We start from the raw sequence: 21,227 nt of genomic DNA, 5'->3' as shown, positions 1-21,227 counted from the left end.
TCAGGCACCGAGCTTCCTGAGGGCAGGCCACGAACCCTTCGCCGTCTTGATATCAGCCTCCGACACGAGCAGATAGCGCCACGTCACGCCGACTTGCGGATCCGCTGTGACGTGATTGGCCCAGCGCTTCGCAGCCTCGCGCTTGCCTTGCACGTCTTCTGATCCCACTTCCTTGTCCATCTTCACTTCGACGACCCAGTGGGTGCCATCGTTTTCGATCACGATCAAGTCGGGGTTGTACTCCTGGCCACCGGAGTTCCAGAGAATCGGAAGGTCGTTGACGTGGAGCCGAAGCCAGCACGACACGCCGTCATCGCCGTCGACCATGTTGGCGACTCGTCGTTCAGGCTCTGAATCGAACCACGCCACCGGGTAAACAGAGCGCCTCCAACCCTCGTAAGTGATGGACTTCAGGAATGGGCCGAGCCTGTCGGCCGTTACAGCCTTGTCGGTCGCTCGCGTCGGGTTGAACTCCCTCAGCTCGACTACCTCCTCGTACGAAGGCTTCACCATGAAGCGCCTCTGTTCAGCGGCGACGAGTGCGACCAGTCGTGCCCCCGCGCGTCCCAGGTTCGCCGAGAGGATGTCGTCAGCCTTGTCTCCGAGACCGGTGAAGAAGGCGTCGATGATCGGGACTACCGCGACGCGTTGATTCGCGCGCGCCGGCACCGCGGACGAAGCGAGCACCATCTCGACAAGCTGGGTACGCAACTCGTTTAGATCGAACAACGTCGGGATCGACCGGATTCGATCCGCCGCGGTTGACCGGATGAGCTCGGTTCGCTTGATGCCGTCGGGGCCAGTGACGATGCGAGCGCCAACGAGTGTCCGGCTCAACTCGTCATCCGGGTTCGTTGCGAGTGCGGCGCCGAGCTTGCGGAACGGGTCGGTGTCTGTGATGTCTGCGAGCGTGAAGCTGCTCTGTACCGCGCTCATTCTCAACACAGGTACCGAGATCACTGGCGCATCGGGCCGGGGCAGAATGGTCTGCTTCAGCTTCAGGGCGCCTTCGTTGACTTGCGAGGCCCGCTGCTCCACCGAGGTAACGACTGGGCTCGACTGGCCGTCAAGCACCAGTGGCCCCTCGATATCACCCGCCATCACCAACGGGCTTGTGCCTGCTTCGATCGACTCGGTGACGACCACGGTCTTGCCTTGAGCGTTCGTGCGGAGCGCGGCCCATGTTCGGTAATCGACGAAGGCCTGGTTGAGCACGCCGGCTTTTTTCAGGAGGTCTTCGTATCGCTCATGGGCGACGACCTCGAGGGTGTCGAGGATCTCGATTCCGGTGTACGCCCCGAACGGAAGGCGCATACCGCGACCGAGGGTTTGTTCCGTCAGGATCTCCGACACGCTCGCCCGCATCGAGGCGACCACGTAGACGTTGCGGACGTCCCAGCCCTCCTTGAGCATCCCGACCGAAATGATGATCCGAACCGGGGAGGTCGGATCCTCCACCTTGGCTAGGTCCGCAAGCGCTTCGTCGGGAGCGTTCGAGTGCACGACCAGCACCGCGTCGGCATAGGCGCCGCCGAAGAACTCCGATGATCGAAGGATGGCCCCATACTCGTCGGCGTCTTCGATGCTCTTCGCGACGACGAGCATCACGGGATTGACCGGCGCCATTTCTGTCGCCTGAGCGTAGGAGTCGATTGCGGCTGCCTTCGCGTTCAGAAGCGTGACGCCGTCGCTTAGCTTGGTGAGCGGGTCGGCACGATCATCCTTTCGGCCAACGATTACCGGCGTCTTCACGAGCTTGTCGGCGATCGCCGCGGCGAGTGGGTACCGGAAGATGATCTGATCCAATGGCGTCTTCTTGTCGGGTGTCGCCGTCAGGCCGATCAGGACCCACGGGTTCAGGTCACGCACGGCCTTTGAGAACGCCGGCCCGTAGTAGCAGTGGTGCTCGTCGGCGAACACGACGAGCTCGCCGACCGACTGCAGGTGGCCGTAGAACTCGGTGCCAAGTCCCTCTTGGAACTTGTGCGTCCTGCGGCCGGTCTTTGATTCCGGTCGGATCAGCGACTGGACCGTGAAGAGGTAGATCTTGACCTGCGTCTCGTCATCCATGGCTGCCCGCATGGCCGGCGTGGCGAAGTTCTCCGACGTGATGACCACGGGCTGAAAGCTCATCGGCCCGAGCAGGCTCTTGGGATGACCTGGCGTGAAGTTGTCCTTCGTCTTCTCCAGGATCGTGCGGCCTGGTGTCACGATCACGAAGTCGCGCACGCCGTAGGCCCCCGCGAACAACTCCATCGCGCCCGCCAGGATGTAGGTCTTGCCGACACCCGTTGCCGAGTCGATCACCGCCTCGAACGGAGGCTGCTGCTCCTCAACGTCGTAGTACTGCGACACCGCAGCGTTGATCGTGCGCACGGCCTCACGGTTCGGCTCGCGCAGGTCCAATCGCGCGGCGATCTCCGCGATCGCATCCTCGAAGAGGTTCAAGTCGGCCATTAGGACGGCACCTCCGATGGCTCGGCCGCATCAGCACCGTCCAGACTGAGACGAAGCTGCCGTGAGGAGCGGTATTCGTCAAGCAGCGCGGCCGGGATCTTCCGCAGCGTCGAGCCGGGGCGCAGCTCGCGGAGAATCGGACGTGCATCGGTGTCGATGCCGGTCCCACAGACCACCACGCGCTCACCTTCAGGCAGGGCGCTTGTCAGCAGTCGCACCACCGACTCGTTTACCACGCCATCAACCACGGCGAGGCGGGTGCGTCCCTTGCGTCCTGAGAATGGAGGATCGGGCTCGTACTCGAAGCCGAGCTGTGCGGCGGTTGCTTCGGAAAGCTTCCCGTTTATCATCCAGTCGGCGAGGAACACCAGTCCGTCGTCAACCTCGAACATTGAGGGGGCTACGTCGAGGATTCGAAAGCCGCCGCCGCCTTCCCAGTCGACGTCCTCGGTTATGCCGCCAGGGTCCTCGCCGGCGACAACCTTGCTCAACCGGGGAAGTGCGTGGCCCTCGATCGTGTCCGGCTCACGCTCGATGCCCACCCAGCGGCGGCCCATCTTGTGAGCCACTGCCGACGTTGTGCCTGAGCCGAGAAAGCAGTCAAGAACAATGTCGCCCGGGTCTGAGGCGATATGGATGATCCGCTGCAACAGCCGCTCAGGCTTTGGAGTGTCAAACGCTTGAGTGTCAGGGGCCAACTTCTTCACTTCAGCCTTTGAGGTGCGGTTGGTCCCGACCTCGTCCTTCGACCAGATCGTCTCAGGCGGAACGCCGCGGTCGGTGTCGGCGTAGATACGAAAATATGGCTGCCAACTCGCGTCTGTACGGATCCACTCAAGGCGCTTCGCTTCTTCCGAGCACTTCTTTTGGCTCCAACGCCACCGTCCTTCGATGCTGTCCGGTCGCAGCGGCCACACCTGTGACCCATCTGGCGCGGTGAGGGAAAACCACATGGTCGGCCGCTCCTTTCGCGTCGCGGCCGGCCCCATTGCTCGCAATGGCTTGAGGTAGTACGAGCGCCCTTGATCGTCGATCTTGTTGTAGTGCTTCGGCACGCCATCGGTCGCGACTCGGTTGACGGAGAAGGCTTCAGAGCGTCGATATACGAGGAGATAGTCGTGACGACCGGAGAAATAGTCGGCGTCCATCCGGGGACTGTCTGCCTTCTCCCAGATGACGGTCGCGACGAACTGGTCTGGTCCGAAGACCTCGTCCATGACGGAACGAGCACGATGCACCTCGGCATCATCAATGTGGAGCCAAACAGACCCGTCTTGCGAGAGGATGTCCCGGATCTGCAACAGACGGTCGCGGATCATGGTCAGCCAGACGGAGTGCTCCAGGGCGTCGTCGTACTGGAGAAAGCTCTGCTGTGTGTTGAACGGCGGGTCGATGTAGACGAGCTTGACCTTGCCCAGGTACTGCCGAGCGAACTCGGGGAGGCGAGCGAGTGTGGTCAGGGCGTTGAGGGCGTCGCCCCGAATGAGCAGGTTGTCGGCCGCGCGCGTCTTGCCGACCTCTCCGACGCTCGCAACGTCGTGCAATAGGCGGACCTCTGCCACTCGGTAGTCGGAAGGATTCACCCACTCATAGGAGCCATCCTCGTGCGCCAGCAGGCGGAGCTGCTTGTTCGTCCAGGTGAGCTCGAGACGCCCTTCGTAAGGCGCAGCCACTAGACGCCCTCCTCAAGGACGAGGAACTCTCGGAGCCCCGATATGGCTACGTCGCTTCTCATTTGTAACGATTATAACATTATCTGTTGTCTGATGAGGCTACACATCACAGTCATGGGCTTGCCGGCCGTGTCCACCGGAGCCATCTAGTCAAGCGTACGCGCCGGTCGTACTCTCGGCTCAGGCCGGGACGCGGGAAGCGCTAGGCGTTCGGCTCGCCGCCCGGCCCACCCTCCTCCTGGCAGCTAAGGGCCGGGTCGGTCCAGACGATGGCCACGAGCGTACGAGAGCGGCGTCGACGAGCATTGTCGATGGCGGATCGCTTGCCTGCGCGCGCCGCGCGGAGTCGGCGGCGCGTTTCGCTTAGACCGTCCGCGGGTCCGGCTACCGTCGGCACGATGGCAGCGGCGATCGTGAGCTGGAGCTTGACGACGTGGACGGCGCTGACGGCCGTAGGCACGATCGGCGCCGTCGTTGTCGCGCTCTTCAACGAGCAGGTTCGGACGTGGCGCGCGCGGCGCGAGCGCCCGGATCTCGCGTTGGCGCACAGCCCTGACGACTCGGCGATCGAGAAGACCTTGCAGCAGGTTGGGCTGCGGAGCGTCGTCTTGACGAGCCGAGCGGCGTACCTGCGCTTCGCCGTCTCGAATCCGCCAGGCCGCGTCGCTGCCGAGGACGTCGAGGTCTTGCTCCAGCGGGTCGAGCGGCTGTCGGTGCTCGGCGAGCTGTTGGAGGAACCGTCCTCGTACGTCGGTCGCGTTCAGATCGGCTTCCCGGCGTTCGGATGGACGAACGTGCCGACGACGGCGCTGACCATCCCGCCCGGCGTAAGCCGAGTGATCGACCTCGCGATCTTCTCCGAACCGGTCGGCGAGCCTCCGCCGAGTGCCTTCCCGCCGCCAGAGCGGGTCGAGCGGCTCCGGCTCGCGATCACGACGGCGCCGAACGATCAGCGGCACCTACTCACGCCGGGCCGCTACAAGCTCTCGCTCGTGATCTCTGCGCGGAACGCGGATGCGCGCTACTACGAGACCGAGATCGACTTCGACGGCGAGTGGCCGGAGGAAGACGCCGCGGTCTGGGATCACCTTCGCGTCGTCACGCACCCGAGGCGAGTCCGCTACCCCGCTGCCGTGGCACCGGCGTGGAAACGAGCCCTGGCGAAACCCAGCGGCTGGCTAGGAGCGCGGGTCCGTAACGAGCGGCGGCGGGAGCATCGGCATCGGAGCGTCGCAGGTGGCTGTGAGCCAGCGGCGCGCGGACTGCGCCGCGCGGCGAAGGATCGGACCGGCTGCCTTCCGCGCACTCTCGGGAGCTCCGTCCACGCCCGTGCGTGCTTGCGGCGCTTGATCGATGAGTGCGAGCCCGCCGGCCCGGTGGAGCTTGAGCAGGTTGTGGACGGCGCAGGTGAAGCGCCACTGCTCGCGGGCGGCCTGCTTGCCGCGTAAGAGCAGCTTGCGCCCGTTCTGCACCGTGTCGATCTGGCCGAAGACCGGCTCGACGATCGCTTTGCGGCGGCTGTAGACGGCGCGGCCGTTCTTCGTTTTCAGCTTGCGCGCCATCCGCTGCTTGGGCGTCGCGTTCTTGGGGATCGGGCCGCGCGGCGCCGGCGGCGGCTCGGAGTGTTTGAAGCGGCCGGTGGCGATGTGCGGATCGAGCCCACGCTCTGTGGTGATACGGACGTTGTCCTCGGAGAAGTAGCCGGCATCGGCGGCAAGCGTCGTACCCGCGGGTAGCTCGACGCCGATCGCCTCCAGGTTGTCGGCGAGCTGGTCGAGCGCCGGCTCGAGCTGGCGCGCGTCCGGCGCCTCGTGCGAGAGTTCGGCCGCGACGATCACCTGCGCGGTCGAATCAACGACCGCCTGGCCGCTGTAACACTGGTGGAAAGCGCCGTCGGCGGTCTTCATGATCCGCGACTCGGGATCGGTGAAGTTGCGCTGCGCGCCCGGCTTGGGCTTGAACGGGTCACGCCCGTTCGGCGGTCGCCGCGGCTTCTTGCCTTCGGCTTTCAGCTCGGCCCGGCGCGCCCGCTCGTGCTCGGCCGCCTCGGCCTCGAGCGCCTGCTTGGCCTCCCGGATCCGCTCGAGCCGCTGCTCGCGCCGGCGCAGCTCCTCGGGCAGCTCGTCGCCGCGGCGGTCGGGCCCGAAGCGCTCGTCCTCGGCGGCGTCGACCGCCTCCGCCTCCTCCAAGAGCGCCCGCACATTGGCGCGGATGGCGGCGATCTCCGCCTCAAGCTGCGTCTCCGCCTTCACCATCCGCTCATAGCTCATCGCCTTGTGCCGCGAGGCGTTCGCGCGCAGCTTCGTCCCGTCCAGGGCAAGCGCGCCCAGCCCGACCAGGCTCGCCTGCCGACACAGCCGCAGCGCCTGCACGAACAGCCCGCCGAGCGCCTCCAGATGCCGCTTACGGAAGCGGGCGATCGAGCGGTAATCGGGATGCTGATCGGCGCACAGCATCCGCACCGCCACGTCCTCGTAGGTCGCCCGCTCCAGCTTGCGCGACGACACGACCGCGTTCGCGTAGCCGTACAGGAGCAGCTTCACCATCAGCCGCGGGTCGTAGGGCGGATACCCGCGCTCCTCCTCGTACGAGTCGTAGATCGCCGACAGATCGAGTGCGCCCGACTCGACCAGGTCCGAGACGAAGTGCGCGAGATGCCCCTCCGGCAGCCAGTCCGAGAGGACGGGCGAGAGCAACAACACCTGCTCGAGGTCGTAGGGCCGAAACGTCTTCTCCTCGCCGCCCGGCCGCCGCTCCTCGACAACCGCCGACGGCTCGACCTCGACCAGCCGCTCCTGCCCCTCAACCGCTTCTACCGCCGCCGCTGCCGCCATCGCCCCCTCCTTGACTCGACGCCAAGAACGAGGCTAGGACCCCGCCCGGATGGACCCGCTTACTGACCCGCGCTCCTAGGGCGCTAGTAGCAGCCGCGATGTGGAGGAGGACGGGCTCTGTTACGGTCGAGCAGCCGTCGTCGGAACACAGCATCGGACACTAGTCAGAAGTCAGAAGTCTGCCGGTTCGTGCGCGATGCAGCCCGCGATCACTCGGGCGCTCGGTACGCTGCTCCGCCTGGCGTTGCGCGCCACTCGGCGTAAAGGCGCTCTGCGCTGACGCCCTTCTGCACTTCGCTCGCCACGGCGTCCCAGTCAGCGGGTGCTGCGATGCGGGCGCTGTCCAACAACCAGAGTGAACTCGTAACTCTCCTTGAGGCTGCCACTACCCTGATATTCCGTAAGCCTCTCGCGGATCCTCCTCTCGAATCCGCCAACTCGACTTCCGAAGAGCTCTGGCGATGCGAAGGTGGTCGAGAATAGGTAACCAATGATCTGTTCAATCGTCCACTCACGAACTCCACGCACTTCGAGGCGTTGCGCGTCGGAAAAAGGCGACTCCTGCATGATCTCGATGTACGGCCGATCATGGTGAGTAAACTTGGACGATCGAGCGCGTCGCTCTTCACCCAAAAACTCCTGAACGGTAGCTCTTATCGCCTTCGCCCACTCATCTGGCGCGTTCCAAAGGCTCCCATCACCGCAAACCACGACCTTCCCACGAGGGGCCACAACGCGATCAAGGAGTTGGAGGACGCCTGCTTGATCTATCCAATGAAACGCCCGACAGATGGTTACGAGATCAAAGAGATCGTCCGTGTTCGCAAGGTACTCTTCTGCTGATGCCACAACCCACTTAACCCTCTTGCCAGAAACCTCAGGATGGTTACGTGCCTTATTACGAGCAATCTCTACCATCTTGGGATCGAGCTCAACGCCAACAAGAGTCCCGAATGTACTCCCACAATCAAAGATCACCTGCCCGGTGCCAGTGCCTAGGTCGAGTAGACGCGCCGGCCGATCCGCTTCAGGCTCGACGAAACTGCTAAGAACCGCGCAAGCTTCCGGAGGCACGCCAGGGCGATAGCGGTCATACCGCTCTGCGAGGCCCTCGAAGTATCCCTGCGTCATGCGTCCATTCTACGTTGTGCTCTCGATTACGTCGAGGGCGTGCAACACGGAGTCGACTGTCTCGACGCCACCGAGATCAGCGCGAGGAGGAACGATTCCGATATACACCGCTCGAATACCAACAGCCAATGGTGCGGCGACATCGGCTTCCCAGTCGTCTCCGATGTGAATAATATCAGATGCTGGTACCGCCTCCGTGTCGATGAGGTTTTCATACGCTCTCCGATCAGGTTTCACGTATCCTGTCCGCCACGAGGAATATGATGCGTCGATAAGGAAGCCGATCCATCCGGTGGTCGAGTCATCGATTTGAGAAACGTTCGATAGGGTCACTACTCGACCGCGGCTTCTTGCGCGGCCAAGGGCCTCGTGAGCTCCATCCTGCCACTCAAAGGCGGGGAGATACTCATCGAGGCATCGTTGAACGGCAAGCGCGGCAACACCTGAGAGATCCGCCAGGTCGCGCAGCGCTCTTTGGTCAAGCGGCGATGATCTTAGAAGCGTTCGAATTGCTGCCCTACGAGACTCCTCTCTGATCTGGAATCGGGTGCAGATCGCCTCGGCGCACGAGGTCGAGGCCCGGATCAGCGTTCCACCCACATCGAAGGACGTCACGACTGTCATTGCTTCGAGGCAGTAAAGACAACCTCTGCGGCGGAGCCGTCGCCCATATCGACCGCCGGCCCGCCGCCACGACGATCTAACGCGTCGCAAAGGTCATGGATTGCGGCAGACAGAGAGATTCCGCGACACCACGCTGTTCTGAACCGATCAAGCATCCACGCTGCGTTGATCTCGACGTATGTCACCCCAGAGGTGGCTGCTGCGAGGTGTGCCGCAACGTAAGGCTGATGGCCGTGAAACAGAACTGGCGCGCCCGCCCGCGTCAGCGTCTTTGCAGCAGAATGGGCTTGCAGCACCCCGCATCGGGCTGGCTCGAGCTGCCTCCACCGAGTGGTCGACGACTGCGTGCGAGGCGAGTCGAGCTCCCGCTCCCAGTCCGTGACGAACTCGCCGGTGACAATCGGCACACACGGGTCCCCGACTTCGTCGGCGTCGCGAGGTTCCTCGACCCAGCTGAGTCCGGACATCCTGCCGTAGCGGTCCAGCGCTTCCTGATACGAGGCCGTCCCGTGACAATCAACAGCGAAGGGAGTCGAACTCGTAAGTTTTGCGCCGTACGAGATCTTTACGAGGCTGCAGCCCGCTGAGATCTTGGCAGACGCCGCGTGATCGTCGATGACATCTGCGGTCAGCAGCGACACATAGAACTTGACTTTGTTCCGGGATCGGCTTCCCAGAAGCACTCGGAGCGGTACACCGCGCTCTGCGGCTACCGCGAAGAGCCAAGCGGACTCGAGATGAGCCGCCAAGACCGCCTGCGTGCCCGTGAAAGCGACTTCTGTCGTTCGTTGATGGTGCAGAGATTGCGCCGCGAGGGCGCGGGCGGCAACCGGGGCGACAGCCCTAGTCAGGCTCTCATCATTCCTAAACCAAAAAGAAGACGACGACGCCCGTTCGCCGCTTGCGAGCACGACCCGAAACGTGAAGACTCGCCCGGTGCCGCAGCAACTGGAGCCAAGGTCGAGAAGCTCAATGTCGGTGAGCGAAGAGGCCCCGTAGACGTTCATCATCTGACGATTCTTGCGAGTTCGACACGGCCCGGCGCGGCCGTCCACTCTTCGGAAGCCGTGATCGGTTCAGATCTCTCCCAGAGGGTCAGATCGTGCGGGCTAGGCCAATGCCTTCTTGCTTCAGTCGCCAAGGCAATCATGAGGTCATGGCTGTCGTCTGCTTGACTCTCGCGCAGAGCGAGGTCGACAACGGGGGCCGGCAGATCGATGCCTATGTCGCCAAGTAACCTTCGCGCTCCGGCGCACGACCGAAGGTTCAGATCGAGTACGGCGAACTGCCCCTGCGCCCACACCCCGTCGATGCAAAACGCGCCGGCGTAGTTCAGCACGCCTGCCGAATGCCGTATCGCGAATGAGACGACATGCTGTATGAGGGCTGCGTCGGAGTCGCGGACACCGGCGCCTCTTACTCCTCCCGCATAGATCACACCTGTGGTGAGATCAACCTCGTTGAGTGCCTCGTACACTCCTGATACGACGACGCTGCGATCGGTCACGTACCCGTAGACGGTTACAGGCGTCCCAGGAACGAACTGGCATAGGAAAATATCTCCCCGAGCATTGAGTGAGCTCAAAATGCGCTCGCACTGCTCAGGGGAGCTGTCCGCAGCGACAAAGCGAGCGGCCGCTGTCGCCATCGTTGCGACATCGCCGATGTTTGCCGCGTGTGCAACGACTGATCCCTTCTTCACCATCTCCGCGCAACGACGGTTCGCGACTAACGCGGGACACCGTTGATGATTGGGAATCGTGTGCGGCGGCAGGATGGTGAATTGAGCTGCTTTCGATTCAATCTCTTCAGGCACGGTTGGTCGAGACCCGATTACGGTGTAGAGGCCGCATTTCGCAACCGTTGGATACGAGCCAGCGTAGATAACCACTTGATCCGGACTTCCGAGCCTCGCGAGCGGTAGCAACAAGCGCTCACCGGGGTCTCTGAGGCAGGCGTCCAGGCGTGCCAAGATCTCGGAAACGAGCTCTGTGTGCCCACCGACTCCCGTCCCAGCATCACGCATCCCGACAACGCCTGTGAATGCCGCAAAGTAGAGCGCAATCGCGCGGCTCTGTGCAGATGGCCCTATGAGCACCACAAGCCGCCGGCCGATGGCCTGGCGCACGAGACGCGCGACCTCGGCGAGGATCTCGCCCGAGGCTTCTGGCCTCCTAGAGCGCACGTCCGAGCGCTGCCGCGACGGCTCTCGGGTGAAGAGTACCCTCTCGCTCTAGACTGGCGCGCTCTCTAGAGGCATCCACGACAGTCAAATGCCTTGCCTGTGGCGCGATGCCGCCATCAACGACGACGCGAATCGGTTCGCTAGACAACTCAACAAACCGTCTGGCTTCATCCACGGATATGGCGGGTTCCGTGCCTTGCGCGTCGAGGTCGCCTGACACGTTGGCGCTAGACGCCACGAGCGGCTCGCCTAGCGCCCTTGCGAGGTCTCCGAGGGGATCGTTCGGCACGCCGACGAGCGCGATAGGCTCACCGACACCAGGATGAAGAGCACTCTGACTCTGTGATCGCCACCGCAGCTTTAGCAGTAGATCTCCGGGCCAAAAATGGGCTGCGAGGACCCGCGCCTCATCGGTGAGCAGAAAGAGTTCTTCGGCCCAATCCGGCTGGCCGAGGCACAGCATGAGAACCTTGCTGTTTGGTCTCGCCTTCGCGCGGAAGATGCGAGACGCTGTGGTCGAGCAGCGAGCGCGACCGCAAACCATATACCACCGAGCCGTCGGGGCGACTACTAGTTCATCATCAGCCAGCGCCTGGGCTGCCTCGGCGATTTCAGCCTGCGACAGCGTTTTAACCATTACGCCGCAAGCTTGGGAAATCAGCAAAGGGGTCAGCCAATAAAACTCTCCCGTCGTGATCGACAACTTTCAGTCTAAAATAGATCATCACTCTTGGATTAGGCAACCGGTTCAAGCCGGCGGCATGTGGGCAAAGATAGTGAAGGATGATCGCATCGCCCGGCTCGGCGACGAAGTTCTGGGAGAGCTTGGTCCGAATAGGCTCTGGAGCTTCGTACCCATCTCCGGGTGGAGCATCTCCATGTGTGCGTATCCAGTCGGCCACCAGGAGGTGCCCACCCGGGATGAAGCGGAGCGGTCCAGATGACGTCGCGACCTGTGAGGCCGCTATTCCAACGAGCATGCTAAAAGAGTTCAGCGTCCCCGACGGAAGATGGCCGCACCAAAGACCATCGACGTGTACCGGCTTCTCTGGTTGGGCAGCGCCGCCGGCGCGTTCGGGAAGCCTGACTTGAACCTGCGCCCGCTCGACATTCTCTAGCTCAAGCGGCTCGACTAGGGACGATGCCAGATCGACTAACGGACTATCGTAAAACAGGGCGAGGATTTCAGGTCGCTCCGACATGTCCTCCGCGAACGTTCGTCTCGTGTACGCAGCTATCGCATCGGGATCATCTGGCGCTTGGACAAGCCACTCGAGAAGATCCCTGTGGATGCGGTCAATCTGCGCGCGCGGCACCGCCTTGCGCACGGCCACTGCGCCGGTGCGAGCGAAGGCTGCCTTCTGCTCAGCCGTGGCTCGGTGCGGCGCAGAGTGGCTCTGCACTATCTGGCTCCCGCGACGACATCCGTCTTGGCCCGTCCGCTCACCAATTGCGCCAACATCGTCAACCTCTGGTCGCGCACGTCAGGATGCTCGGCCTCCCGAACGAACAGGATCGCATGCCGGAACTGCTCGTCGGATAGCACACCACTTAGATTCCGGAAGAGCAGCGCCTCACTTTGCGGAAACCCCACAGGCGCGATCGGCCGAGAGTGTTCGATCACCACATCGACGATTTCTCCCATGCGGCGATTCAAGAGGGCAGCGTTTACATCATCGCCGGCCAGGACGGCTCCCTGATGCTGCGCAAGATACAGCGCTTTCCGACTTGCTCCATCGATGACGACGCGCACGACTGCAGCGGAATCTCGAGCGACGTTCGGAGCAGGCAGAACAAGGAAGCGCCCATACGGTGACACCGCGATCGCTGCGCGTTGTTTATTGGCCTCGCTAGGAACTTGAACAGACACGTGGGTCATACGACGGGCTGACCCGCGTACTCGTAGTACCAGAGGGGTCGGTAGTTCGACCATAGGTCGGGCCGGGTCGGATACTGCTTCAAGACGTTCTCGAATGACCGCCGAGCCTTCAAGAAGAACTCGTGAGTCTCGGCTCCCGGATGGCGGAAGGCAGCCATGAAGGGACCGTGCGCTTGAAAAATCTGCAGGTTCGGAAACATCGTGAGCGTCGATGCAGCGCGTCGGAGCCATTCGGTTACTGCCTCGATTGAATCGAGCCCAACGACAAGCGTTACACCGGTATCCACGCCGGCAAGACGCCCATTGTCGAGAACCTCGACTGCGTCGGTCACACTGAGGTCCGCCTTCGTGCGCTTCAAGATCAACGCGCGCCGGTTCACGCACTCAAGCGTGAGAATGACTGCCGCTGGTCCCGCTGCGTCGTTCAGAGCGTTGAACCCGGAGCGCGTACGTATGACCGAGCTCAGGATTCCGAGGCGCCCGCGAAAGCCGTAGGTGGAGAGAATGCGCCGCACGTGGCCCATATGCCTGACAGCCGCGTCTTCTTCACCAAAGCAACCTGTAGAAAGGGTCACGTCGGTAACGCCCGACAGCGAAGCAAGCTGGTGACTGGTGAGCGTACTGTCGACCCATGCTGACAAGTAGCGCTCCAGGTCTGTCAGAACTGGGTCGTTCCCTTCTAGGCCGGTATTTGGACAAAACACGCAGCCCGTACAAAGCGACCTCCGATTCGTATTGAGCGTGACGCTCTTCAGGCCGTTACGGAAGTAGCCGAGCTTGGCGTCGTCATGCTCGACTTCACACGCCGTCCCGATCGGAAGCCCATCGTCGCAAAGCTCGCCGTCGCGCAGTTCAAAAGGACTGTTCTCCTGCCCGGTGGGCAGGATGAGACGCCACTCGCGCGCTTCTTCGTCATCAATAAGCGTGAGGTGCAGCCGAGCACGGCCTCCGTACGAAGGCGACCGAAGGCCATACAAGTTCAATCTGATCAGACTGCCGTCTCGGCCGTCGGCGCTCAACCTCGGCTCTCCCCTCGAATACCTCAGCTCTCCAAGTACCAATTCTAGCAATTTCACCCAATTAGCTGCTCGCCGGCAGTAACGAGGTCACTCACCCGGCATCGTGACGCGCGGCGCACTGCCTCGGCTGTCACAGCATCCTGAGAGTTTACGAGGACCCGCATTAGAGGCTGACTCGGCAATTCGATCGGGATCCAATGAAGCATCGACTCGGTAATGGCTCTCGAAAACGACGAAACCACAATCGAGTTGGTGGCCGCCTCCTGTAGTCCTTTCTCCGCAAGAACAAGACGCGTCGGAGCAGAGACATGGACTGGGGTTTTCTGCGAAAGAACAAGTGCCGCCTCGAGGGCCGTCCGTGTATGGGAGTTACCCAAGACGATCAGACCGATGTCACTTCCGGAGCCAGATGCATCGCCAAGATACCAATGCTTTACGCCCAAGTGGTCTATGTCATCGGCCGGCGGCGAAGGCGGCTCCCATTTATCGTAGACGACGCACTCGACCGGTGTCCCTGATTGATCAAGGGAGTCATAGATATCATGCGCATCATGCGGCAACAGGAAAGAACATAGGCCTGGCGGAAGAGAAGTCAACATTGCTAGACCCGAGTCGTCTCGATGCGAGTAGACGTTGGACCAACCTAAAGAGGTCAAAATAATTGTCAACCGCGCGAGTTGAACCGCGTTTTGGTCCCGCTGGCGCCGCGACGAGATCTGCAAAAAATGCTGATTGAGGATTGGGTTCGCGTAGAGCATGAAACCTATGTACGAGATGAACCAGGCTGGTTGCCCAGCGAGCGTTGCGCCCATCGCATATGTAACACACTGTTCTTCTGACAGCTGCTCGTAGACGTTGTGTCCAGTTTGTCGGAGCGCCTCTAATTGATTCGACTCCAGCTCGTCCGGGCAAGCCACCACGAGTCCCGCTTTGGCCGCCGCGATCTCCACTAGACCGTGCGATATCGTGCTCGCGTCGCTGCGCTTGCCGCTGCGGTTGGACATAGCGAGTTTCGACGAGCCTGCGTTGCCAGCATCACCCATCACCAAGGTAGGGCCGCTCTTTTCGACAATCAGCCGCGCGTGGTCGGCAAGACGTGACTGCACCCTCAGTCGTCCATCAGCGTTGAACCGGGTCTGCGGCTGGTAGAGCTCAAGCCACCCGTCGAGCCACTCAACAGCCGCTGCCGTCGACAGCCGGCGCATCGGAGCCTTGTGCACCCTCGGTGTTCCCACAGTCACAGTTCCATCGGGGAGCGGCGGCGCGCCTTCTCCCTTCTCTGACCGCAGCATGATGAGATGCGGACGATCTGCGTGGCTGAGGCCAGCCACGATCTGCCGACTCAGGCCGTCAAGATCGCTTGAGGTGACCTCCGTGGTCGCCCACCCCAACGGTTCAACTAGAGCCCTCCGTTCACCTGGGGTTAAACGACCAAGGATGCTGGACCCGGTCATCCGTTGAGCATTCAAGTTCACGAGCACGAGAGGCTGGCGTGCTCGAGGCGCTTCAATAGGCGCCAAGAGGCTGGCGAGAGTCGAGCCAGTCTCAAATTCTCCATCTCCGATAATCACAACGACCGGCTCCGGAGAGGCGACCGAAATACCCTGTGCCACTCCCAGCGCATGCCCAAGGGCTCCGCCGGCCCAGGCGACGCCGGGCCAGTCGGCGCTGATCTCGGTCGGCATAACCGTCCCGAAATCGCGACACAACGTGACGAGCCCGTCCCGCGTCGGCGGGTAGCCTCGCGCAGCGAGAGCACCGCAGTAGAAAGACCATGCGAGCCATGCTGCGCCCGCGTGTCCTGTACCTAGCACCACTCGGGGAGTGACTGCCAGCGTTGCAGACGCGTCGGTCAATGACGCAAGGAGTCGGGTGATACCGGGGACACAGCCCCAGTGACCCGAGACACGTGGCTTTACATCCTCCGAACCCAGCGGCCGCTCGCGCGACGGATTGTCAACGAGGTGAAGAAGGCAGAGCGCAACATAGTCAAGCATCGCGGCGAAATTGCGGACTTCGCCGGACGCCGCCGTCACGAAAACCAATCCACGACTGCGCGAAAACTGTTCACTGCTGCCGTAAGAATCGACCGTCCTATATCTGCGTCTGCACCAGTTGGATCACCGATCACGCCGGAACGCCCTACTCTCGGATCATGCGTCAGCCACGGCGCGTCAATTCCACGGTTGGTGACGAACTTCCTGATGAACTCGGCATCTATGTCGAGTTGGTCATCCTTCCCCCACCTGTCGAGGTAAACGAGGTCGGGTCGCGTCGCCAGCATTACCGATGTCTCGGAACGGCCGCCGTGTACTTCTGGAATCCCTGGCTGCCCCGTAACTGCCGCGAGAGCGGATGGATGGACTACAAGCGTCCTCACATCATTCTGATCCGCCAATGTTCGGCACGCAATTTCAAGGATGGGTCGATTGCCGCCATGGCCGTTCACGATAACCACGCCCGTTGCGGCGCACGATGCGCTTGCTGATTGACAAACAGCAACCACTGTTTGAAGAAGATCTGTACCGGCTACACCAACAGTTCCGGAAAAGCCGGAGTGTTCCGGGCAGTACCCGTACGCAATAGACGGAAGTACGAACCAGTCGAAGTCCTGCCGATACGCCGTTGCGAATCTATCTGCGTACGTCTCCGCAAGAATCGTATCCGTAGCAAGCGGAAGATGCGGTCCGTGCTGCTCGGTGGAACCAACGGGTAGGAGGAGAATCACGCGCCCGCGATGTGCAATTTGCTCGACCTCATTGGTCGAAAGATCTTCTAGTTTGCTCACGTGCCCGCTCTGTTGATCGCGCGAATCACGACTCATTTGTCTACCTCGCTACTTTCGGTTGGCGCCCCGCGTAGGTAGGCGCGGGCTTCCGATATGAAGCTGGCGCGATCACCGCCGCTCTTGGCGAGTATGTACCGCAGGTGCTTCGCTTGCTCTGGGCTGAGCTCGTAGCTCCACCCGGCGAGGCGGATGAGGCCTTCGGCGTTGAACTCGGCTTCACCGTGGAGGATGCGTTCGCCGTAGCGATCGAGATAGTCGTGCATCCGGCTGAGGAGCCGGGCGACGAGCCATAGGCTGGTGCCGGAAGCGTCATCAACCTCCGCTTGCGCCGTTTGATCCCCTTCGGCCTCGAGCCGAGCCTTGCAGATGAGTTCCGCACGGAGTTCGTAGACGAGAGCCCAGATGCGCGAGACGAGCTCTTCGTGCTCGTTGACTTCCCCCGGGGTCAGAGTCGGCGTGTCGCCCGAGATCTCGATCTTGGGCGGCGCCTTCCGGCTTCGGGGCGTGTAGGTCTGGCTGTCTTCGTGAAGGAGCCAGGCGAAGTCTCGTAGGAGTCGCGGCTCGATGTGCTTGCGGAAGTGGGTGTCGTTGTAGCCCAAGATGCCAGCGGCGCGCCGTCTGCGATGCGTGAGAGTCGTCCCCCGGTCCTCTGCATGAACGGCGAAGAGGCATCGCAGCGCCCGCGCCTCTTCTCCCTCTCCCAGGCCCGTTAGAAATCCATGCAGGAGCCCGTTTAGGGCTTTGACTCGGCTGAGGAAGCGGCCCGCATCGATCGCTCGGGCGCGTACACCGCGAAGCTCGAGGAGTACCTCCGGTGCCGCGTCGGGCTTGACCGGAAGGCCGACGCGAATGCCGCGTTTGAGGGCCGCTGTCAACTCGTCGAGCGGAGGCGGGACGACGTCATCGGCCGGAGCAGTGCGATCTGGTGTGCCCACTTCATGCCCAGTTTCGCACCTCCCGGATGCCCAGGACGGACGCGCACGATCGAGCCAGCCGGCATCAGACCGGTCAACGACGAGAGAGGGGCACGGAATGTCGGAACTGGTTCCCTACGGCGACCGTGACGTAATGACGCCCGACGAGATCGCCTTGCTTCGTTGGGACGACGACGGCGGCGCGGTCGATCCCCTGGATGACGAGCCGATCGAGATGGGCTCGATGCAGTGGCTGAGCGATCCCGTGTCGATCGAGGTCGGTGTGGACGTCGTGCAGTGGCCGGCGGGCGGACGGGCGGCCTGATGGGCTTCAAGCGTCACAACAAGAGCCCGGCGGCCGGTGCGTCTCGGCCCGTCGCTAAGCACTCGCGGCGCGCGCTTGAGGTGCGCCGGGAGACGGTCAGAGGCTCGGGTGAGAAGGCCGCCCGGCGCGACCTCGAGAGCGAGAAGGCGATCGGCACGCGGACCTCGTTTCAAGACGGGCTGCACGCAGCCCAGGGAGAGGCGGCGAGCAATCGGATCGAGACCGCCATCGCGGAGATCGGAGCCGTCGATGAAGAGCTGGCAGACGTCGAGTGCGAGAAGGAGTGGCGGACGAACGACGTTGAGCGGGCCGACGACGCGCTCGACAATGCGGTCGCCAACCGGGACAAGATCCCGAAGCCGCGGCGCATCGGGCAGATCTCCCCGCTGGTCTACGCAGGGATCATGGCTCTGTTTGCGGCGGCCGAGTATCCGCTGCTGAAGCTGTCGTTCACCCGCCTGCCGGTCGACGACCAGACGATCCGGGTGATCTCCGTGCTGGTCGGGGCGACGCTCGTGGCCGGTGTGCACGTGCTCGCCCTGGCGGTGTCGCGACTCGTGCAGGCGGAGGGCGACCGGATCGAAGGCCGGCGCGACTGGCTCGCTCATCGCGTGGTCGTCGTGCTGGCCGCCGTGTCCTACGTCTTCGTCGTCGTCGGGCTCGCATTCGTGCGGGCGGGCGAGATCATCGGGATCGGCAACGCGTTCGCCGGGCACGGCGTCAGCCAACCGGCCTGGCTCGGCGTCGCGCTCGGCTGCCTGCACGCGGCGACTCTGCTCGCCGCGTTCTACGTCGCCTACTACCGCGCGCGCGGAGCCGAGTGGCGCGACGCGCAGATCGAGGTGAACGAGCGGGAGACGGAGCGGACAAACACAGAGCGCGCACTCGAAGGGGTTGAGCGGCACGAGGCGCGGCTTCATGTGCGCCGGGAGGCGATCGCCGACAGCGCAGACCACGATCTCGACCAGCTGCTTCGCCACCACCAGCACGAGCAGGCGAAGTACCTCGCCATCCTCGTCCGCCAGCTCGACAACCCGCCGAAGCCGATCGACGACTGGGACACGGCGAAGACGCCGCGCGCCCGGCACCTGCCACCCGCGCACTCGACCAGGACCAAGGCGAAGGCGTCCGAGAACGGCAAGCCTCCTGCGGCTTCGGCGGGGCGGATCAAGCGCGCCGTTCACGACCACGACCAGAAGGAGGACAGGCGATGACTCGATACCAGATCAAGCTCCTGCCCACGCTCCTCGCCGTGCTCGTCGTCTCCTTGGCGGCGAGCACGGTGTCCGCGGGGACGTCGGTCTCGCAGCGGGTGCTGCTCGCCGATTACAGCCTCGACTCGACGCCGGCTGAGCGGACGGAGGCCGTGCGGATCGTCGGCGAGATGGCCGACCTCGCCGCCGCGGATCAGGGCGTGGTTGCGGCCGCGCCGTTCCAGGCGAGCGCTCTGGCCACGATCACCTGGCCGATCCTCCACCGCTTCACGCCCAAGCCCTCCGACCCGAACTCGTACTACCGCAAGCTCGATCTCGCCCAGCAGGCCGAGGCGGTGAAGCAGCAGGCGAAGACGCTCTTCGGCCGTCAGAGGCGCGTGCAGGGCACCGACGTTCTCGGCGGCCTGATCGCGGCCAGCGAGCTCTTCGCCTCCGAGCCGGCCGGGCCGCAGACGCTCGTCCTGAACTCGAACATGTGGGCCTACAGTCCCGCCGACGGGCTGATTCTGAAGAAGCAGCGCCTCAGCCTCTCCCAGATCACGCGGCTGATCGACAGGCTCGGCCGGGCCGGGAAGATCGCACCGCTCCGCGGGGTCTGCGTCTACGTGGTCGGGGCGGGGCTCGACCCCGGCCGGCAGATCCCGACCTCGATCCAGATCAGCATGCGCGCCTTCTGGAAAGCGTACTTCGCGCGCGCAGGCGCGATCGTGCGCGCCTGGACGCCGACCCTCGCCGCCGAGCCGTCGTGCTGAACGGGACCGGGCACGATCTCGGCACCGCCCTCGTGGTTGTGCTGGCCGCCCTCGTCGGGGCCGCCTTCGCGATCCCCATGCAGATCCAGAAACCCGGGAGCCCGCCTGGACAGCCTCAGCCAACGCCAGCTCCCCAACCGGATCCCGCGGTCGAGCTCAGCGTCTTCAACGCGGCGCCCGGCTACGAGTGGTCGCTCACCCGAGCCATCGAGGCGTGGAACACGAGCGGCGTTCGCGTCCACCTCTACCTTGCCCACGAGGCGGGCGCGGACATCACCGTGACGATCGCCTCTTCGAGCCCGTGCGGCTCCGACCCGGACGTTGCGGCCTGTACCGGCCTGGGCCACTCCGGGCCTCGAACGATCTGGATCGTCCAGCGACTGGACCGCTTCGACGAGGCGGGCGTGCTTGTCCACGAGCTCGGCCACATCCTCGGTCTCAAGCACGACACGAGCGGCGGCTGCGCCGCGATGACGCCGTCCCTCTGGGAGAACTGCGACCCGCCTCCGCCCGGCGAGTGGCGCTGCCGGCTGCTCGCGCCAGCCGACAGCGAGCGCGCAATCCGGATCCTCGGCGGTGCAGCACGACCGGCGACCGGGGCCGTCTTCTGCCGCACGGGGGAGTTCGCGTCCTGAACCCCGGCAACCCCTACCTGCGGTTCGCCTTCGGAATCCTCGCGATCGCGGTCGCGCTGAACGTCGCCTGGTGCCTGATCCAACCCGTGATCCCGGCGCTACTCGTAATTGCAGCGCTGATCGGTGTCGTCGTGATCGTCCGCTGGTACCGCGGGCGCTGGTAGTGACGGAGTTGAGCATCTGCCCGAATCCGAGTGCGGTGAGTCGTAGCGTGACGCGGCTCGCCGTCCACTTCAGTAGCGCAACGGATGACTGGGCGACGCCGCAGGAGTTCTTCGACGAACTCGACGCGGAGTTCGACTTCACGCTCGACGTGTGCGCCTCGGACTCGAACGCGAAGTGCGGGCTCTACTTCACCCGGGACGACGACGGCCTCTCGCAGACGTGGGACGAGGAGCGGTGCTGGATGAACCCGCCCTACGGCCGCGAGATAAAGGGATGGATGCGGAAAGCGTACAAGTCGAGTCTCGAGGGGGCGCTCGTCGTCTGCCTCGTTCCCGCGCGCACGGATACGGCATGGTGGCACGACTACGCGGCGAAGGCGACCGAGATCCGCTTCGTGCGGGGTCGACTCCGGTTCGGTAGCGCGAAGCACTCGGCTCCGTTCCCGAGCGCAGTCGTCGTGTTCAGGCCGCGCGTAGCGGAGGGCGTGTGAGCGTCTTCCCTCCGTCGTACGCCGAGCATCGCCGTCTTTCCCCGCTTGGTCGTGCTTGTGGGGCCAGTGGGTTGGTGGCGGGGGCGTTAGTGAACAGCGGCCGGTCTGTACCGGTCGCTGTTGTGGAATTGGCGACCATCGT

19 protein-coding genes and 1 pseudogene are annotated in these 21,227 nt (G+C 63.4%); 5 read left to right on the top strand and 15 right to left on the bottom strand.

What is annotated here, in order from left to right; all coding sequences use genetic code 11:
* The 15 genes and pseudogenes from Gocc_RS13430 to Gocc_RS13375 form a co-directional block, all read right to left on the bottom strand.
* Complete coding sequence (locus tag Gocc_RS13430) at positions 1 to 2,457, bottom strand: DEAD/DEAH box helicase (RefSeq protein WP_114797089.1); 2,457 nt, start codon at positions 2,455 to 2,457, stop codon at positions 1 to 3.
* The gene (locus Gocc_RS13425; RefSeq protein ID WP_114797088.1) at positions 2,457 to 4,130 is read right to left on the bottom strand and encodes a site-specific DNA-methyltransferase; all 1,674 of its coding nucleotides are present in this window, start codon (positions 4,128 to 4,130) and stop codon (positions 2,457 to 2,459) included. Before Gocc_RS13425 ends, Gocc_RS13430 begins: the two co-directional genes overlap by 1 nt.
* Positions 4,131 to 4,375: 245 nt before the next feature.
* Positions 4,376 to 5,089 carry a hypothetical protein gene (locus tag Gocc_RS15790; protein ID WP_147281312.1) on the bottom strand — a complete coding sequence of 238 codons (714 nt, stop codon included), beginning with the start codon at positions 5,087 to 5,089 and terminating at the stop codon, positions 4,376 to 4,378.
* A gap of 417 nt (positions 5,090 to 5,506) precedes the next feature.
* Positions 5,507 to 6,964, bottom strand: a pseudogene (locus tag Gocc_RS13420) (IS1182 family transposase); the annotation flags it as partial.
* Between the two features lie 315 nt (positions 6,965 to 7,279).
* Entirely contained in the window at positions 7,280 to 8,095 is an 816-nt protein-coding gene (locus tag Gocc_RS13415; protein WP_114797087.1) for a class I SAM-dependent methyltransferase, read from the bottom strand.
* 9 nt (positions 8,096 to 8,104) lie between these two features.
* Positions 8,105 to 8,719, bottom strand: coding sequence for an HAD family hydrolase (locus Gocc_RS15785; RefSeq protein WP_147281311.1), 615 nt, complete (start codon positions 8,717 to 8,719; stop codon positions 8,105 to 8,107).
* Complete coding sequence (locus Gocc_RS15780) at positions 8,716 to 9,729, bottom strand: enolase C-terminal domain-like protein (RefSeq protein ID WP_147281310.1); 1,014 nt, start codon at positions 9,727 to 9,729, stop codon at positions 8,716 to 8,718. The genes Gocc_RS15785 and Gocc_RS15780 overlap by 4 nt, the downstream gene beginning before the upstream one ends.
* The gene (locus Gocc_RS15775; RefSeq protein ID WP_147281309.1) at positions 9,726 to 10,904 is read right to left on the bottom strand and encodes a hypothetical protein; all 1,179 of its coding nucleotides are present in this window, start codon (positions 10,902 to 10,904) and stop codon (positions 9,726 to 9,728) included. Before Gocc_RS15775 ends, Gocc_RS15780 begins: the two co-directional genes overlap by 4 nt.
* Positions 10,894 to 11,541 carry a Sua5/YciO/YrdC/YwlC family protein gene (locus tag Gocc_RS17150; RefSeq protein WP_114797086.1) on the bottom strand — a complete coding sequence of 216 codons (648 nt, stop codon included), beginning with the start codon at positions 11,539 to 11,541 and terminating at the stop codon, positions 10,894 to 10,896. The genes Gocc_RS15775 and Gocc_RS17150 overlap by 11 nt, the downstream gene beginning before the upstream one ends.
* On the bottom strand, positions 11,534 to 12,307 hold the full coding sequence (locus tag Gocc_RS13405; RefSeq protein WP_281268460.1) for a phytanoyl-CoA dioxygenase family protein: 774 nt from the start codon (positions 12,305 to 12,307) through the stop codon (positions 11,534 to 11,536). Before Gocc_RS13405 ends, Gocc_RS17150 begins: the two co-directional genes overlap by 8 nt.
* On the bottom strand, positions 12,307 to 12,657 hold the full coding sequence (locus Gocc_RS15770) for a hypothetical protein (RefSeq protein WP_147281307.1): 351 nt from the start codon (positions 12,655 to 12,657) through the stop codon (positions 12,307 to 12,309). The genes Gocc_RS13405 and Gocc_RS15770 overlap by 1 nt, the downstream gene beginning before the upstream one ends.
* Before the next feature lie 122 nt (positions 12,658 to 12,779).
* Complete coding sequence (locus tag Gocc_RS15765; RefSeq protein ID WP_147281306.1) at positions 12,780 to 13,802, bottom strand: hypothetical protein; 1,023 nt, start codon at positions 13,800 to 13,802, stop codon at positions 12,780 to 12,782.
* A gap of 53 nt (positions 13,803 to 13,855) precedes the next feature.
* A complete protein-coding gene (locus Gocc_RS13385) occupies positions 13,856 to 15,838 on the bottom strand; it encodes a phosphoketolase family protein (RefSeq protein ID WP_114797081.1) in 1,983 nt (660 codons plus the stop codon).
* Positions 15,835 to 16,590, bottom strand: coding sequence for a creatininase family protein (locus Gocc_RS13380; RefSeq protein ID WP_181813684.1), 756 nt, complete (start codon positions 16,588 to 16,590; stop codon positions 15,835 to 15,837). Before Gocc_RS13380 ends, Gocc_RS13385 begins: the two co-directional genes overlap by 4 nt.
* A gap of 32 nt (positions 16,591 to 16,622) precedes the next feature.
* Positions 16,623 to 17,465, bottom strand: coding sequence for a hypothetical protein (locus Gocc_RS13375; RefSeq protein ID WP_147281305.1), 843 nt, complete (start codon positions 17,463 to 17,465; stop codon positions 16,623 to 16,625).
* A gap of 193 nt (positions 17,466 to 17,658) precedes the next feature.
* Here Gocc_RS13375 and Gocc_RS16355 point away from each other — a divergent pair, with 193 nt between their 5' ends.
* From Gocc_RS16355 to Gocc_RS13355, 5 genes are all read left to right on the top strand, one after another.
* Entirely contained in the window at positions 17,659 to 17,829 is a 171-nt protein-coding gene (locus tag Gocc_RS16355; protein WP_181813683.1) for a hypothetical protein, read from the top strand.
* Between the two features lie 80 nt (positions 17,830 to 17,909).
* Entirely contained in the window at positions 17,910 to 19,043 is a 1,134-nt protein-coding gene (locus tag Gocc_RS16350; RefSeq protein ID WP_181813682.1) for a hypothetical protein, read from the top strand.
* The gene (locus tag Gocc_RS13365; RefSeq protein ID WP_114797078.1) at positions 19,040 to 19,795 is read left to right on the top strand and encodes a hypothetical protein; all 756 of its coding nucleotides are present in this window, start codon (positions 19,040 to 19,042) and stop codon (positions 19,793 to 19,795) included. Before Gocc_RS16350 ends, Gocc_RS13365 begins: the two co-directional genes overlap by 4 nt.
* Positions 19,789 to 20,430 (top strand): snapalysin family zinc-dependent metalloprotease, encoded by a 642-nt coding sequence (locus Gocc_RS15760; RefSeq protein ID WP_147281304.1) that lies wholly within the window; start codon positions 19,789 to 19,791, stop codon positions 20,428 to 20,430. The genes Gocc_RS13365 and Gocc_RS15760 overlap by 7 nt, the downstream gene beginning before the upstream one ends.
* Before the next feature lie 199 nt (positions 20,431 to 20,629).
* Complete coding sequence (locus Gocc_RS13355) at positions 20,630 to 21,085, top strand: phage N-6-adenine-methyltransferase (protein WP_220150629.1); 456 nt, start codon at positions 20,630 to 20,632, stop codon at positions 21,083 to 21,085.
* Positions 21,086 to 21,227 lie beyond the last annotated feature (142 nt).

The sequence above is a fragment of the Gaiella occulta genome (assembly GCF_003351045.1).
Classification (GTDB): Bacteria; Actinomycetota; Thermoleophilia; order Gaiellales; family Gaiellaceae; genus Gaiella; species Gaiella occulta.
This window is presented reverse-complemented; position numbering and strand designations above follow the sequence as displayed.

Coding starts and splice junctions, on each gene's coding strand:
- Gocc_RS13415 (WP_114797087.1), bottom strand. CDS start 8,095: ATGACGCAGGGATACTTCGAGGGCCTCGCAGAGCGGTATGACCGCTAT.
- Gocc_RS15785 (WP_147281311.1), bottom strand. CDS start 8,719: ATGACAGTCGTGACGTCCTTCGATGTGGGTGGAACGCTGATCCGGGCC.
- Gocc_RS16355 (WP_181813683.1), top strand. CDS start 17,659: ATGACGCCCGACGAGATCGCCTTGCTTCGTTGGGACGACGACGGCGGC.
- Gocc_RS15780 (WP_147281310.1), bottom strand. CDS start 9,729: ATGATGAACGTCTACGGGGCCTCTTCGCTCACCGACATTGAGCTTCTC.
- Gocc_RS13365 (WP_114797078.1), top strand. CDS start 19,040: ATGACTCGATACCAGATCAAGCTCCTGCCCACGCTCCTCGCCGTGCTC.
- Gocc_RS13430 (WP_114797089.1), bottom strand. CDS start 2,457: ATGGCCGACTTGAACCTCTTCGAGGATGCGATCGCGGAGATCGCCGCG.
- Gocc_RS17150 (WP_114797086.1), bottom strand. CDS start 11,541: ATGGTTAAAACGCTGTCGCAGGCTGAAATCGCCGAGGCAGCCCAGGCG.